Origin of the sequence: Streptomyces sp. NPDC047971, assembly GCF_040653355.1 — a bacterium.
GTDB lineage: Bacteria > Actinomycetota > Actinomycetes > Streptomycetales > Streptomycetaceae > Streptomyces.
The window spans coordinates 23,279-38,434 of the sequence record NZ_JBEZNW010000029.1 but is presented as its reverse complement, the minus strand read 5'-3'; the positions used below and the strand labels follow the sequence as shown (position 1 = coordinate 38,434).

Annotated in this window: 12 protein-coding genes; 4 read left to right on the top strand and 8 right to left on the bottom strand. The window is 72.5% G+C overall.

From position 1 onward, the window contains the following. The first annotated feature begins 54 nt into the window (after nucleotides 1-54). Nucleotides 55-327, top strand: a complete 273-nt coding sequence (locus AB0D99_RS24940; RefSeq protein ID WP_362366292.1) for a DUF6343 family protein — start codon at nucleotides 55-57, stop codon at nucleotides 325-327. 98 nt (nucleotides 328-425) lie between these two features. On the opposite strand, the gene AB0D99_RS24935 is transcribed toward AB0D99_RS24940, so the two are convergent. The 4 genes from AB0D99_RS24935 to rpsA all read right to left on the bottom strand — a co-directional run bounded on the left by AB0D99_RS24935 (nucleotide 426) and on the right by rpsA (nucleotide 4,298). Continuing rightward, nucleotides 426-794, bottom strand: coding sequence for a tetratricopeptide repeat protein (locus AB0D99_RS24935; protein WP_362366289.1), 369 nt, complete (start codon nucleotides 792-794; stop codon nucleotides 426-428). A 150-nt stretch (nucleotides 795-944) separates the two neighbouring features. Further along, entirely contained in the window at nucleotides 945-1,553 is a 609-nt protein-coding gene (gene coaE, locus AB0D99_RS24930) for a dephospho-CoA kinase (protein WP_362366286.1), read from the bottom strand. Between the two features lie 65 nt (nucleotides 1,554-1,618). Beyond that, on the bottom strand, nucleotides 1,619-2,557 hold the full coding sequence (locus AB0D99_RS24925; protein ID WP_362366283.1) for a PAC2 family protein: 939 nt from the start codon (nucleotides 2,555-2,557) through the stop codon (nucleotides 1,619-1,621). A gap of 238 nt (nucleotides 2,558-2,795) precedes the next feature. Further along, nucleotides 2,796-4,298, bottom strand: a complete 1,503-nt coding sequence (gene rpsA / locus AB0D99_RS24920) for a 30S ribosomal protein S1 (protein WP_019885395.1) — start codon at nucleotides 4,296-4,298, stop codon at nucleotides 2,796-2,798. Nucleotides 4,299-4,645: 347 nt separating this feature from the next. Here rpsA and AB0D99_RS24915 point away from each other — a divergent pair, with 347 nt between their 5' ends. Together AB0D99_RS24915 and AB0D99_RS24910 are read left to right on the top strand one after the other, a co-directional pair. Further along, entirely contained in the window at nucleotides 4,646-5,473 is an 828-nt protein-coding gene (locus tag AB0D99_RS24915) for a class I SAM-dependent methyltransferase (RefSeq protein ID WP_362366279.1), read from the top strand. Between the two features lie 107 nt (nucleotides 5,474-5,580). Continuing rightward, a complete protein-coding gene (locus tag AB0D99_RS24910; RefSeq protein WP_362366276.1) occupies nucleotides 5,581-8,211 on the top strand; it encodes an ATP-dependent helicase C-terminal domain-containing protein in 2,631 nt (876 codons plus the stop codon). Here the strand turns inward: AB0D99_RS24910 and AB0D99_RS24905 are convergent. From AB0D99_RS24905 to AB0D99_RS24895, 3 genes are all read right to left on the bottom strand, one after another. Then, the gene (locus tag AB0D99_RS24905) at nucleotides 8,195-9,157 is read right to left on the bottom strand and encodes a DUF3068 domain-containing protein (RefSeq protein WP_362366273.1); all 963 of its coding nucleotides are present in this window, start codon (nucleotides 9,155-9,157) and stop codon (nucleotides 8,195-8,197) included. The two genes, AB0D99_RS24910 and AB0D99_RS24905, sit on opposite strands and share 17 nt — an antisense overlap. Nucleotides 9,158-9,167: 10 nt before the next feature. Further along, complete coding sequence (locus tag AB0D99_RS24900; RefSeq protein WP_362366270.1) at nucleotides 9,168-9,308, bottom strand: SPW_0924 family protein; 141 nt, start codon at nucleotides 9,306-9,308, stop codon at nucleotides 9,168-9,170. Nucleotides 9,309-9,465: 157 nt separating this feature from the next. Beyond that, a complete protein-coding gene (locus AB0D99_RS24895) occupies nucleotides 9,466-11,205 on the bottom strand; it encodes a lytic murein transglycosylase (RefSeq protein ID WP_362366267.1) in 1,740 nt (579 codons plus the stop codon). A gap of 233 nt (nucleotides 11,206-11,438) precedes the next feature. Here AB0D99_RS24895 and AB0D99_RS24890 point away from each other — a divergent pair, with 233 nt between their 5' ends. Continuing rightward, nucleotides 11,439-12,299, top strand: a complete 861-nt coding sequence (locus AB0D99_RS24890) for a DUF4184 family protein (protein WP_362366264.1) — start codon at nucleotides 11,439-11,441, stop codon at nucleotides 12,297-12,299. A gap of 69 nt (nucleotides 12,300-12,368) precedes the next feature. On the opposite strand, the gene polA is transcribed toward AB0D99_RS24890, so the two are convergent. After that, nucleotides 12,369-15,077, bottom strand: coding sequence for a DNA polymerase I (gene polA, locus AB0D99_RS24885; RefSeq protein ID WP_362366261.1), 2,709 nt, complete (start codon nucleotides 15,075-15,077; stop codon nucleotides 12,369-12,371). Nucleotides 15,078-15,156: the final 79 nt, after the last annotated feature.

The following is a 15,156-nucleotide window of genomic DNA, read 5'->3' as shown; positions in this document are numbered from 1 at the left end:
GGGGGTACACCCTCAGTAGAGCCTCGGGAGTTCTCGCTGGGAGAGGCGACCGCGATGCGTACGGGGAGTGAGCCCAGGACCGCGCGCAGTGCCCTGCGGCTGCGGTTCTGGCTGAGCCTGTGGGGGCTGCTCTGGGCAGCCTTCGGTACGACGGTGTTCGCCCTGGTCGGCAGGCCGGGATGGGCCGCGGCCTGCGGGGTGCTGTTCCTGGTGGCCGCTGTCGACATGTCGATGGTGCTGCGCCACATCCACCAGGGGCCGCACTGGCAGCCGGGGCGGGACATCCCGCCGTACGAACCCGACCGCGGCGGCACGGGCCGCCGCTGACGCGGGCGTGCGCGGGGCGGTCCAGGCGGAGCAAGCCCGTGTCGCCAGAGTGCTGACGCACGCGGGGCGGCCTTCGCGGCGCCCGCGCCCGCCCGAGGTCAGTCCGCGGTGCCGAAGCGGGCCGCTTGGAGGTACTCGGGCTTGGGGTCGAGCGCGGCCGCCAGCCTGAAGTGCCGGGTGGCCTGGTCGGGGCGTCCGGAGCGCTGGAACGTGCGGGCCAGCGCGAAGTGCGCGAACGCGTTGTCCGGCTCTCGCTCCAGGACGAGTTCGAACTCGAGCTCCGCGGGCCGCAGCTGCGCGGCGGCGAAGAACGCGCGGGCGCGCAGCAGCCGTGCCGCGGTGTTCTCGGGGTGGGCGGCGATCACCGAGTCGAGCAGCTTCACGGCACCGCGGGGGTCCCGCGCGGCCAGCAGCTGCTCGGCGGCGCGGAAGTCGATGACGTGGGTTTCCGGGTTCCTCTCGGCCACGGTGGCATCCTTCCCTTGCTCCGGCGGTTCAACATCGCTTACGGCGGCTGTATTCCGTACCGGAGGACCGATCCGGCCACCACCTCCGCGATCCCTACCCATCCGGGCGCGTGGGCGATCTGCGCGCGCCGGGGAGCTTGCGCGCAATCCCTAGCGCCCCTCGTCGGCCGCCCGCCGCGTCAGCTCCGCCCAGACCTTCCGCACCTGGGGTTCCAGCGTCTCCAGCGGCCCGTCGTTGTCGATGATCAGGTGCCCGATCGCCCGCCGCTCCTCGCGTGTGGCCTGGGCCGCCATCCGGGCCCGCGCCTCGGCCTCGGCCATGCCGCGCAGCCGTACGAGTCGGTCGAGCTGGGTCTCGGGGGACGCGTCCACGACGACGACCAGGTCGTAGAGGGGGGCGAGTCCGTTCTCGGTGAGGAGGGGCACGTCGTGGACGACGACGTCGTCCGGCCCCGCGGCGCTCTCCAGCTCGGCGGAGCGGGCGCCGACGAGGGGATGGACGATGGCGTTCAGGGTGGCGAGGCGGTCGGCGTCGGCGAAGACGATCGAGCCCAGCCTCGGCCGGTCCAGGGTGCCCTCGGCGGTCAGGATCTCCGCCCCGAACGCCTCCACGACGGCCGCGAGCCCGGGTGTTCCGGGCTCGACGACCTCGCGCGCGATCTTGTCGGCGTCGATCAGCACGGCCCCGTACGAGACGAGCAGCCGCGACACTTCACTCTTGCCGGCGCCGATACCACCGGTCAGGCCCACCTTCAGCATGAGCGGCAGCTTAGGGCCCATGGGCCGCTGCCGGCCCGGCGGGGCCGGGCCCGGGATCGGCGGGGCTACGCGTCGCCTTCCCGCTCGGCGAGGAAGCGCTCGAACTCGCGGCCCAGCTCGTCCGCGGACGGCAGGTCCACGGGTTCGGCGACCAGGCTGCCCCGGGTCTCGGCGCCGGCCGCCGCGTCGTACTGGTGCTCAAGGCCCTGGACCAGCGCCGTGAGCTCGTCGTCACCCTCGCCGATCTGGCGCTCGATCTCGGTCTGTGTCCGGCGGGCCTCCGTGCGCAGCGCGTGCGCGACGCCGGGCAGCACGAGCCCGGTGGCGGCCGTGATGGCCTCCAGGGCGGTCAGGGCGGCGTCCGGGTAGGACGAGCGGGCGACGTAGTGCGGGACATGGGCCGCGACGCCGAGCGTGTCGTGTCCGGACTCGGTGAGCCGGAATTCGAGGAGGGACTCCGCGCTGCCGGGCACCTGGGCCTCGTCGAAGGGGCTGCGGTGGCCGGGCATGAGGTCCGTCCGGCTGCCGTGCGGGGTGATGCCGACGGGGCGGGTGTGGGGTACCCCCATGGGGATGCCGTGGAAGTTCACGGACAGACGCACGCCGAGCCGCTCGACGATCTGGCGGACCGCGGCGGCGAAGCGCTCCCACTCCACGTCCGGCTCGGGGCCGGAGAGCAGCAGGAACGGCGCGCCGGTGGCGTCCTGGACGAGCCGGACCTCGATGGCGGGTGTCTCGTAGGCCGTCCAGCGGTCCCGGCGGAAGGTGAGCAGCGGACGACGGGCGCGGTAGTCGACGAGCCGGTCGTGGTCGAAGCGGGCCACGACCTGGTGCGGCAGCGTGTCGAGCAGGCGCTCGACGATCTGCTCGCCTGTCTCACCCGCGTCGATGTAGCCGTCGAAGTGGTACAGCATGACCAACCCGGCCGACTCCTGCGCCAGGGCCATGTCCACGACGGCCAGGCCCTTCTGGTCCCATTCGTACAAATCCTGGGGATCAAGCACGATTACCGCTCCTCCTCGCGTTCGTAGGAAAGAACGCCCGGCGGCCCAGGGGCATTCCCCGGCGACGGCTTTCGTGGACGGAGTGTCAGCGGACGGGCACGCGCGGGGCGCGGCGCGGGCGCGGGGCGCGGGCGCGGGGCGCGGGGCGGCGTTGGGCGCGGGAACGACTGAGGCCCGCTCCCCGGAGGGGGAACGGGCCTCGATCGTTGGCTAGCTAGTGCCTAGGGGCAGAGCCGATTCAGCTCTGGCCGCCGGCCAGCTTCTCGCGCAGGGCAGCCAGGGCCTCGTCCGACGCCAGGGCGCCGGAGTTGTCGTCCGACTCCGAGGAGTACGAACCACCGGAGACGCCCGCCGGGGCACCGGCCGGAGCGGCGGCGCCACCCTCGGCAGCGGCGGCCTCGTCGGCCTCGCGGGACTTGATGACCTGAGCCTGGTGCTGCTCGAAGCGCTGCTGCGCCTCGGCGTACTGGGTCTCCCAGGCCTCGCGCTGGGTCTCGTAGCCCTCGAGCCAGTCGTTGGTCTCGGGGTCGAAGCCCTCGGGGTAGATGTAGTTGCCCTGGTCGTCGTAGGACGCGGCCATGCCGTACAGGGTCGGGTCGAACTCGACCGACGCCGGGTCGGCACCGAAGGACTCGTTGGCCTGCTTCAGGGACAGCGAGATCCGGCGACGCTCGAGGTCGATGTCGATGACCTTGACGAAGATCTCGTCGTTGACCTGGACGACCTGCTCCGGGATCTCCACGTGGCGCTCGGCCAGCTCGGAGATGTGGACCAGACCCTCGATGCCCTCGTCCACGCGGACGAACGCACCGAACGGAACCAGCTTGGTGACCTTGCCCGGGACGACCTGACCGATCTGGTGCGTGCGGGCGAACTGCTGCCACGGGTCCTCCTGCGTCGCCTTCAGCGACAGGGAGACACGCTCGCGGTCCATGTCCACGTCGAGAACCTCGACGGTGACCTCCTGGCCGACCTCGACAACCTCGGACGGGTGGTCGATGTGCTTCCAGGAGAGCTCGGAGACGTGCACGAGGCCGTCGACGCCACCCAGGTCCACGAAGGCACCGAAGTTGACGATCGAGGACACGACGCCGGAGCGGACCTGACCCTTCTGGAGGGTCGTGAGGAAGGTCTGGCGAACCTCGGACTGGGTCTGCTCCAGCCAGGCACGGCGGGACAGGACCACGTTGTTGCGGTTCTTGTCCAGCTCGATGATCTTCGCCTCGAGCTCCTTGCCCACGTAGGGCTGGAGGTCGCGGACGCGACGCATCTCGACCAGGGAGGCCGGGAGGAAGCCGCGGAGGCCGATGTCGAGGATGAGACCACCCTTGACGACCTCGATGACGGTACCGGTGACGATGCCGTCCTCTTCCTTGATCTTCTCGATGGTGCCCCAAGCACGCTCGTACTGGGCGCGCTTCTTCGAGAGGATCAGGCGGCCTTCCTTGTCCTCCTTCTGGAGAACCAGGGCCTCGATCTCGTCGCCGACCTTGACGACCTCGTTCGGGTCGACGTCGTGCTTGATCGAGAGCTCGCGGCTCGGGATGACACCTTCGGTCTTGTAACCGATGTCGAGCAGGACCTCGTCCCGGTCGACCTTCACGATGACGCCGTCGACGATGTCGCCGTCGTTGAAGTACTTGATCGTCTCGTCGATCGCGGCGAGGAAGGCTTCCTCGTTACCGATGTCGTTGACCGCAACCTGCGGGGTGGTGGCGGTGGTCTCGGTGCTGCTCGTCATGTGGGAAAGGGCTCCGGTTACGGACAGAAAGTCGTAGGTACTGCTACGCCGTGAGCCCGTATCGCACCGAAGAAGCCGGACAGCCAATGAAGCGCCTTGCCGACTGAACGGCGGGGCGCCTCGCGAACCGAGGGGACATACAACCGTGCGAGCGCGGCCTGCTCCGTCTGAGGCGCGCAGGCCCGCAGCGCAACCTTTAGCATACGGGGGCAGCCGGACAGGGTCAATGCGCGAAGCGCGCACCCGGGGCGGATCACCGCATAACCGGCACAACTCACGTCCCCCCAGGCCATCCCGGCGCGGGGGCAGCGCAGCCGCGCTGAGCGCAAACTACATCGACGGGCGAGATGAACCAAGAGTACGGACAGGAAGACGGACTCGACGAGGAGCCGGAGGCGACCCGGCGTGACGCCGGCGACGCGGAGAGCAGCCGGGCGAGCCGCGGCTGGTGGGACCGGAACGCGGACGAGTACCAGAACGACCACGGCGCCTTCCTCGGGGACGACCGGTTCGTGTGGGGTCCGGAGGGTCTGGACGAGGCCGAGGCCGGACTGCTCGGACCGGCCGGCGCGCTGAAGGGGCTGGACGTCCTGGAGATCGGCGCGGGGGCGGCGCAGTGCTCGCGCTGGCTCGCGGCGCAGGGGGCGCGGCCGGTGGCGCTGGACCTCTCGCACCGCCAGCTCCAGCACGCGCTGCGGATCGGCGGGGACGTGCCGCTGGTCGAGGCGGACGCGGGAGCGCTGCCCTTCGCCGACGGCGCCTTCGACCTCGCGTGCTCGGCGTACGGCGCGGTGCCGTTCGTGGCGGACCCGGTCAAGGTGTTCCGCGAGGTGCGCCGGGTGCTGCGGCCGGGCGGCCGGTGGGTGTTCTCGGTGACGCACCCGATCCGCTGGGCGTTCCCGGACGAGCCCGGCCCGGAGGGGCTGTCGGTCGCGTCCTCCTACTTCGACCGCACTCCCTATGTGGAGCAGGACGAGCAGGGGCGCGCCGTCTATGTGGAGCACCACCGGACGATCGGCGACCGGGTACGGGACGTGGTGGCCGGCGGTTTCCGGCTGGTGGACCTGGTGGAGCCGGAGTGGCCGGCGTGGAACGGCCAGGAGTGGGGCGGCTGGTCCCCGCTGCGGGGGAATCTGATCCCGGGAACGGCGATCTTCGTCTGCGAGCGGGACTGACGGTCACAGAGGCCCCACCGTCCCCCCGAGCCCCACTTGTCATATGAGAGGACGGGGCCTGTGGACGGCCGGACCCGCCGTCTGCGAGGACGTACGAGACTGAGTGCGTGATCCGACACGACGCACTCGACCGTCTCCCCGTCCGCCATGCCGTACCCGAGTTGCTGACCGCGCTCGAGGAGCGCGGCACGGCGGTGCTGTACGCGCCTCCCGGCACCGGCAAGACCACGCTGGTGCCGCTCGCGCTCGCGGGTCTCATAGGGGACGGCCCGCGGCGTCGGGTGCTGGTGGCCGAGCCGCGCCGGATGGCGGTGCGGGCGGCGGCCCGGCGGATGGCGTGGCTGCTGGGCCAGGAGGTCGGCGAGGCCGTCGGCTTCTCCGTGCGCGGTGAGCGCCGCGCGGGCCCCGCGACCCGCGTCGAGGTGGTGACGACGGGTGTCCTGCTCCAGCGGCTCCAGCGCGATCCGGAGCTGGCGGGCGTGGACGTGGTGCTCCTCGACGAGTGCCACGAGCGCCATCTGGACGCGGACACGGCGATGGCGTTCCTGGTGGACGTCCGCGCGACGCTGCGGCCCGAGCTGAGGCTGATCGCCGCGTCGGCCACGAGTGACGCCGAGGCGTGGGCGGAGCTCCTCACCGTCCTCGACGGCAGCGGTCCCGCGCCGATCGTGTGGGGCAAGGGGGAGGGGCACGGCTACGGCGTCCGCTTCGCCCCGCCCCCGGCCGGTGTCCGGCCCTCCCACGGCACCTGGGTCGATCCCGCCCTGCTGCGTCATGTGGCGGCGACGGTCAGGCTCGCCTGCGAGCGCCACGAGGGCGATGTCCTCTGTTTCCTGCCCGGCACGGGAGAGATCGCGCGCACGGCCGGGATGCTGGCGGACCTCGACGCCGACGTGCTCCAGCTGCACGGGCGGGCCCCGGCGGCCGTGCAGGACACGGTGCTGCGCGGGACGGAGCCCGGTGGACGGCGGAGGGTGATCCTCGCGACCTCCGTGGCGGAGTCGAGCCTCACCGTGCCGGGGGTGCGGATCGTCGTGGACTCGGGTCTCGCCCGGGAGCCGCGGATGGACCACGCCCGAGGGCTCGGGTCGCTGGCCACGGTGCCGGTGTCGGTCGCGGGCGCCACGCAGCGCTCGGGGCGGGCCGGGCGCGAGGCACCCGGCGTGGTCTACCGCTGCTGGGCGGAGGCGGACGACGGACGCCGAGCACGCTTCCCCTCCCCCGAGATCGAGATCGCGGACCTGGCCTCCTTCGCGCTGCGCACCGCGTGCTGGGGCGACCCCTCGGCGGCGGGGCTCGCCCTCCTGGACGCCCCTCCGGCGGGGGCCATGACGGCGGCCCGCGCCGCGCTGACCGCGGCCGGAGCGGTGGACGACGCGGGCAGGGCCACGGAACGGGGCCTGCGGATGTCCCGGCTCGGCGTGCATCCCCGGCTGGCCCGGGCGCTTCTGGACGGCGCGCCCGAGGTGGGCGTCCGGCGGGCGGCCGAGGTGGTGGCGCTGCTCAGTGAGGAGCCGCCCCGGGAGTACGGCGACGATCTGGCGGCGGCCTGGCGTGCGGCGCGGCGCGGCAGTGACGCCTACGGGGCGCGCTGGAAGGCCGAGGCCCGGCGCCTGGAGCGGTCGGCCGCCGAGGCGGGCGCCGACACGCCGGCCGGCGGCGGCACGCGGGCCGGGTGCCCGACGGGCGGCCCTGGCCGCGCCGCGGCCCCGGCGCGGCCGGCGGGATCCGGTGGCACCGGGCACCCGATGGCGGGGGACGACGCGGTGGCCGGGCTGGTGACGGCGCTGGCGTTTCCCGAGCGGGTGGCCAGGGCCCGCGAGGGGGGCGGGTTCCTGATGGTGTCGGGGACGGGCGCCGAGCTCGCCGAGGCGTCGGGGCTGCGCAGCACCCCCTGGCTGGCCGTGGCGGTGGCGGACCGGCCGGTGCGGAGCGCCACGGCCAGGGTGCGGCTGGCGGCCGTGGTGGACGAGGACGTCGCGCGGGCCGCCTGCGGTCATCTGTACGTGGCGGGCGAGGAGGTCCACTGGGAGGAGGGGGACGTGGTAGCCCGTTCCGTGTCCCGGCTGGGCGCCGTCGAACTGTCCACGCGCCCCCTCAGGGAGGACGCCGATCCCGCGCTCGTGCGGGCGGCCCTGCTCGACGGGTTGCGGCGCGAGGGGCTCGGGCTGTTGCGGTGGAGCCGTGAGGCGGAGGAGCTGAGACAGCGACTGGGGTTTCTGCGCCGGGTGCTCGGCGAGCCCTGGCCGGAGGTGGCGGAGGAGCCGCTGCTGGATCGCGCGGAGGAGTGGCTGGAGCCCGAGCTGTCCCGGGCGCGGCGGCGGGCCGATCTGGGCCGGATCGATGCGGGGCAGGCGCTGCAGCGCCTGCTGCCCTGGGCGACGGGCGAGGCCGGCCGGCTCGGCGAGCTGGCTCCGGAGCGGATCGAGGTCCCGAGCGGATCGTGGATTCGCGTCGACTACGGCGGCGAACAGCCGGTCCTCGCGGTGAAGTTGCAGGAGATGTTCGGCCTGGCCGAGACGCCGGAGGTCGCGGGGACACCGGTCGTCGTCCATCTCCTCTCCCCCGCCGGTCGCCCGGCGGCCGTCACCGCCGATCTGGCCTCGTTCTGGCGCGAGGGGTACCGCGCGGTGCGGGCGGAGCTGCGCGGGCGCTATCCCAAGCACCCGTGGCCGGAGGACCCCGCCGCCGCGGAGCCGACCCGGCACACCAGTGCGCGGCTCAGGAGGGAGCGGTAGCGGGCGCGGAGCCGGCGCGTCGGCCGCGGGCCTCCAGCCAGAGGGCGAGGGCGAGCAGGGCGAGGGCCAGGGTGACGAAGGTCCACGGCAGATAGGAGGTGACAAGGAGGACGACCGTCCGGTTGGTCTTGACGAGCTCGACGGTGGAGCGGATGTAGTCCTCGCGCATCTTCACGTGGCCGGAGAAGGCGGTGACCTTCCACGCGGTCTTGTCGTTGCGGAGCTCCTCCTTGTGGATCTCCTCGCCGTTGACCGGGGCGCCGGTGACGGGGTCGACCCAGAACATCCGCTTGGTGGTGTACCAGATCGTCATGCCCGACTGGGCGATCATCTCCGGGGTGATGCCCTTGACCGGCATCGTCTTGGGCATGGGGACCTTGGTCCAGGGGATGGTCTGCTCGAAGTAGTAGACCTCCATGCCGCGGAAGGTCTGGGTGCCCTTGTAGTGGATGGGGGCCGTGGTGCGGGACCGGGCGTCGTAGTACTGGTAGTCCCGCTTCTCGGTGAGGAAGGGCCACTTGAACTCGATGCCCTCGCGCCGTACGGCGTCGCCGTCGACCATCGCGCCGGTGGCGTTGACCGGATCCTGGGTGTGGGCGTCGAAGATGTAGCGCTCGGGGATCTGGGAGACCATCTTGCCGTCGGGGCCGGTGATGTAGGTGAGGGCGTCCCAGACGACGACATCGCGGCCGGCGTCCCGCTCGATCCGCTTCGACTCCTCCACGTTGCCCTTGAGCGTCTGGATGATCGTGAGCTTCTCGACCTCCTTGGCCGTGAGGGTGGAGTAGTCGACGAGGGTGGCGGGCTTCGACTCCAGGACGATCTCCTGGTACTGGTTCGGCGGGATCTTCACCACGCGGGGGAAGACGTACCACCGCAGGGTGGGGGCCATCGCGGCGAAGAACACGGCGAACGAGAGCAGGACGAGGCTGGCTCGGCGGCGCACGGGGCTCCTCCTACTTCTTCGGGCCGGGGTCGGCGGTGAGGAGGGGCTGGGGTGAGGTGGGTCCGTCGGGGGGCAGGTCCACCACCGCGACGAGGAGGATGACGAGGAGGACTGGGACCAGCCCGATGGCGGCGGCTACGAGGGCGCGCATGGTCGGCCTCCCGGTGCGATCTGATGCGGCGTCAGGGCTGGGGCACCGTAGCAACGCCGCCGCGAGATGAGAACACGTTGCACTCAGAACACAGAGAGCCGCCCCCGCGTCCGGGCGGACACGGGGGCGGCGGGGTCGTACGGGCCGGCGGCCGACGTCAGGGCGTCGGCGTCGCCTCGGTCGAGCCGCTCGGCGACGGCGTCGGGGTCGGCTCGGGCGCCGGGGCGGTGACCTCGAGTTCGATGGTCACGGTGCCGCCGCCGGGGGCGGTGAGGCGCAGCAGGAAGGTGCCGGTCTCGCCGTCCGCGTAGATGTCGGGGAGCGTGAGCAGACCGTTCGCGTCCGTCGTGAGCCCTGTCAGCGTGCGCACCGGGTTGCCGTCGGCGTCCTTGAAGTACGGGCCCTTCGAGTTCGCCGTCGGGTCCTCCGCCGAGGTGATCATGGTGGCGGTCAGAGCGACCCCCGAGGCCGCGGCGCCGTCGAGGGTGGCCTTGACCAGGACGCGGTCGGCGAAGCGCTCGCCTGCGGTGGCGGTCGGCTTCTCGGCGTCGTCGCGCACCAGGGTGTCGGCGCTCCGCTCGACGACCGTCGCGGCGAAGTCGACGGGAGCGAGCGTCCGGCCCACGACCGTGGCCCGGACCGTGAACGTGCCCGGCTTCTCGCCCGCCCTGACGAGCGGCGCGACGGCCTTGCCCGCCGCGTCGGTGGTCACGGTCACGCTCTTCGCCACGCCGCCGAGGTTGGCGCCGGTGGAGCCGACGATCTCGAACCGCACGCCGAGTCCCTTGACCGGCTTGCCGTGCGCGTCGAGCGCGAGGACGGCCGGACGGCCGGCGAAGACGCCGCCGGCGGTGGCCGTCAGGGCGCCCGTGCCGGCGTCCTTGATCCGCGTCACCTTCGCGGTGGCGGGCAGATCGACGGGCGGCGTGGTCGGCGGCGTGGTCGGGGGTGTGGTGGGCGTGGACGGGTTCGGCTTGGGCGTGCCCGTCGAAGGGGAGGGCTTGGGGGTGACCGGAGTGGTCGGCGCAGGTGTCCGCCCGGGCGTGGTGGTGCGGGGGGTGTCGCTGCGGTCCACCGGCAACTGACCGGTGCCGTCGGGCACCTGGTGCGTGCCGCGCTTGTAGTACTCGAACCAGGAGAGCACCGTGTGCAGGTACTCCGTCGAGCGGTTGTAGCTGAGGATCGCCCGGTCCAGGTCGGCCTTGACGGCGAGGTCGCGGTTGTTCGCGCAGAGGTAGAGACCGGCGGCCTGGGCGGCGTCGTAGATGTTGTTGGGGTCCTTGCGGCCGTCGCCGTTGGCGTCCTGACCCCAGGTCGCCCAGGTGGAGGGGATGAACTGCATCGGGCCGACCGCGCGGTCGTGCGTCGAGTCGCCGTCGTAGGCGCCGTTGTCGGTGTCCGAGATGTTGGCGAAGCCGACACCGTTGAGCACCGGGCCGAGGATCGGCGAGTGGGTGGTGCCGTTGGCGTCGACACGGCCGCCGCGCGCCTGCCCGGACTCGACCTTGCCGATTCCGGCGAGCAGCTGCCACGGGAGGTTGCAGGCGGGGTCACTGGTCCGTATGGACTGTTCCGCCCGCTTGTAGGCGGCGAGCACGGACGCGGGTATGCCCGCCTCGGCGGGACCGGTGACGAGGGGCAGGTCTATGGAGGTGCCGGGCTTGTTGGGCGTGTTCAGCGGAGGCAGGTCGGTGTAGTACGGGGAGTCACCGGTCGCCGTGCCGTCGGGGGACGACGGCGTGTCACCGACGCCGACGGGCCGGTCGCCACCCGCGCTGTCCGAGGGCGGCGCGGTGGCGCCGGGCGCCTGCGAGGCGGCCAGCGCCGCCACCGCCGCGGCCACGACGGCACCGCTGGTCGCTCCCCTGCGCAGCAGGCGGCCGAGTTCCGCTGCCATACGTCTGGTCCCTCCCCTTGGACTGCACCCGCGCTCCCCGCGCGTGAACACAGGAGACCCTATGACACCTGCGCTCCCCGGAACACCGCGCCCTGACCGTGTTTCACGCTTTCGCCACCTGTTGGCCGCTCGCTGTCCCTTCCCGATCACTCCCGCATACTGGGCGTGATCGCCGACCCTCGCCCGCGGGGGGAAGTCCGTTGGTCGGCGCGGTTCCTGAGGGGGATGTTCCGATGCCGTTCACGCTGAGCCATGCCGCCGCGGTGCTGCCCGGCATCCGCCGCGACGGCACCGCACGGGGGCCGCTGGTCGCCTCCGCGCTGGTGGCCGGATCGTTCTCGCCCGACATGACCTACTTCGCGGCCACGGCGGTCCCGGACGCGATGTTCTTCGGCGACGTGACGCACTCCGCCCTGGGAGTGCTGACCGTCGACGTCCTGATCACCGCGGCTCTCGTGGCCGCGTGGCTGATGGTGCGTGAGCCGCTGGTGGCCCTGCTGCCGGCACGGTGGCGGGGGCGGGTGTACGGGTTCGTCCGCGGACGCTCCTGGCGGGGGCGGCCGATGGCGCCGCTGGCCTGCTGGTTCGCGCTGTCGGCGGCGCTCGGCGCCACGACCCATGTGGTGTGGGACGCCTTCACCCACCTCGACCGCTGGGGCACGCGGGCGATTCCGTTCCTCGGCGAGATCGTGGCCGGCTTCCCGGTCTATCTGTATCTCCAGTACGGGGGTTCGGCGCTCGCCCTCGTCCTGCTGTGCTGGTTCACGGTACGGGCGCTGCGGGCGACCGCCGACGGCCTCGCGGCGCCCGCGGCCGTACCGGTGCTCGGCCGGCGGGAGCGCCTGCTTGCGGGCGGCCTGATCGGCCTGTGCGTGCTGGCCGGAGTGGTCCACCGCTGCCTGCGCTGGTACGCGTACTGGGGCCGTGTCGAGACGCCCCTCGACATCATTCCGACGGCCTGCTTCGGCGCCGGCGCAGGCCTCGCCGTCGGGCTCGTGCTGTACGGGGCGGGGATGCGGCTGCGCAGGACGGGGGCGTCCCCCGCCGCACGCACGGGGGACCGGGACACGGCGGACTCCCGCCCGGGGCGATGATCGGCTCCGGCACGCCCGCCGCAGAACCCGGCAGGGCCCCCACGGTGTGACCGTGGGGGCCCTGTCGCGTCAGTGCGCCGCCGAGTCCCAGTCCGGGCCCACACCGACCGACACGTCGAGCGGGGCGCGGAGCGTGACCGCCGTGGACATCTCCCGGCGGAGCAGGGCCTCGACCTGCTCGCGCTCGCCGGGGGCCAGCTCCAGCACGATTTCGTCGTGGACCTGGAGCAGCATCCGGGAGGTGAGACCCGCCTCCGTCAGCGCCCGGTCGACGTTCAGCATCGCGACCTTCACGATGTCCGCCGCGGTGCCCTGGATCGGGGCGTTGAGCGCCATCCGCTCGGCGGCCTCGCGGCGCTGGCGGTTGTCGCTGTTCAGGTCCGGGAGGTAGCGACGGCGGCCCAGCATCGTCTCGGTGTATCCCGTGGCGCGCGCCTCGTCGACCACCCGGCGCAGATAGTCGCGCACCCCGCCGAAGCGCTCGAAGTACGTGTCCATCAGGGCACGCGCCTCGCCCGCCTCGATGTTCAGTTGCTGGGAGAGACCGAAGGCGGAGAGCCCGTACGCCAGACCGTACGACATGGCCTTGATCTTCCGCCGCATCTCGGCGTCGACCGCGGAGCGCTCGACGCCGAAGACCTGCGAGGCGACCGTGGTGTGCAGGTCCTCGCCGGAGGTGAACGCCTCGATGAGGCCCTCGTCCTCGGACAGATGGGCCATGACGCGCAGCTCGATCTGGCTGTAGTCCGCCGTCATCAGGGCCTCGAAGCCCTCGCCGACGACGAAGCCGTGCCGGATCGCCCGGCCCTCGTCGGTGCGCACCGGCACGTTCTGCAGGTTCGGGTCGGTGGAGGACAGCCGTCCGGTCGCGGCCACGGTCTGGCTGAAGGTGGTGTGGATGCGGCCGTCGGCGGCGACGGTCTTGATCAGGCCCTCGACCGTGGAGCGCAGCCTCGCCTGCTCGCGGTGGCGAAGCATGATCACCGGCAGCTCGTGCTCGGTCTGCGCGGCCAGCCACGCGAGGGCGTCCGCGTCCGTCGTGTAGCCGGTCTTGGTCTTCTTCGTCTTCGGCAGGTTCAGCTCGCCGAAGAAGACCTCCTGGAGCTGCTTGGGCGAGCCGAGGTTGAACTCGTGCCCGACCGAGGCGTGCGCCTCCTTCACCGCCTGCTGGACGGCACCGGCGAACTGCTGCTCCATGGCCTCCAGGTGGGCCCGGTCGGCGGCGATGCCGTGCCGCTCGAGACGGGCCAGCAGCAGGGAGGTGGGCAGCTCGACCTCGTGCAGGAGCTCCCTGGCCCCGACCTCGCCGAGCTTCTCCTCGAAGGCCGCGCCCAGGTCGAGCACCGCCCGGGCCTGGGCCATCAGGGCCTCGGCCTCGGCGGTGTCGTCGGCGCCGAAGGCGAGCTGGCCGTCGGCGGCGGCGGCCGGGGCGAGCTCCCGGCCCAGGTACTCGACGGAGAGCGCGTCCAGCGCGAAGGAGCGGCGGCCCGGCTTGACCAGATAGGCGGCGAGCGCGGTGTCCATGGTGATGCCGGCGATGCTCCAGCCGTGCTCGGGGAAGACCCGCAGCGCGCCCTTGGCGTTGTGCAGGACCTTGGGCCGCTTCGGGTCCGCGATCCAGGAGGCGAACGCCCGCTCGTCGGCCTCGTCGAGCTGGGTGGTGTCGAACCAGGCCGCGGCGCCTCCGGCCGCGGCCAGCGCGATCTCGGTGACGCTGCCGGCCCCCAGGGCCCAGCTGTCGACCGTGGCCACGCCGAGCGGCTCGGCGCCGTGCTCGGCGAGCCAGGGCGCGAGCTCACCGGCGCCGAGGACGGTGCCGTCCAGCTCCACCCCGGCGGCGGGCGCGGCGGGCTCCGCCTCCGCGGCGCCCGGGTCGACGGCGAGGAGCCGCTCGCGCAGCGAGGGGTTGCGGATCTCCAGGGTGTCGAGGACCAGCGCGACGGCCGTGCGGTCGTACGGCGCCCGCTCCAGGTCCTGGACGGTCCGCGGCAGCTCGACGTCCCGCACCATCTCGGTGAGGACGCGGTTGAGCTTCACCGACTCCAGGTGGTCGCGGAGGTTCTGCCCGGCCTTGCCCTTGACCTCGTCGACCCGCTCCACCAGCTCGGCGAAGGAACCGAACTGATTGATCCACTTCGCCGCGGTCTTCTCGCCGACGCCGGGGATGCCGGGCAGATTGTCCGACGGGTCTCCGCGCAGCGCGGCGAAGTCCGGGTACTGCTGGGGGGTGAGGCCGTACTTCTCCTCGACCTTCTCGGGCGTGAAGCGGGTCAGCTCGGAGACGCCCTTGGTCGGGTACAGCACGGTCACGTGGTCCGTGATCAGCTGGAAGGAGTCGCGGTCGCCGGTGACGATCAGGACCTCGAAGCCCTCGGCCTCGGCCTGGGTCGCCAGCGTGGCGATGACGTCGTCGGCCTCGAAGCCGTCGATCGCGAACCGCTGCGCGCGCATCGCGTCCAGCAGCTCGCCGATCAGCTCCACCTGCCCCTTGAACTCGTCCGGGGTCTTGGAACGGTTCGCCTTGTACTCGGGGAACTCCTCGGAGCGCCAGGTCTTGCGGGACACGTCGAAGGCGACGGCGAAGTGCGTGGGCGCCTCGTCGCGGAGCGTGTTCGCCAGCATCGACGCGAAGCCGTAGATGGCGTTCGTCGGCTGCCCGGTCGCGGTCGTGAAGTTCTCCGCAGGCAGCGCGAAGAACGCCCGGTACGCCAGTGAGTGCCCGTCCATGAGGAGCAGGCGCGGACGGTTGTCTTGGGTCTTCGATGCTGTCTCGGCCACGGGGACGATCCTGCCACGGACCACTGACATTCCCGCCCTCGTCGACCGACCGTACGGGCTGTCCGTGACGCGTGACAGG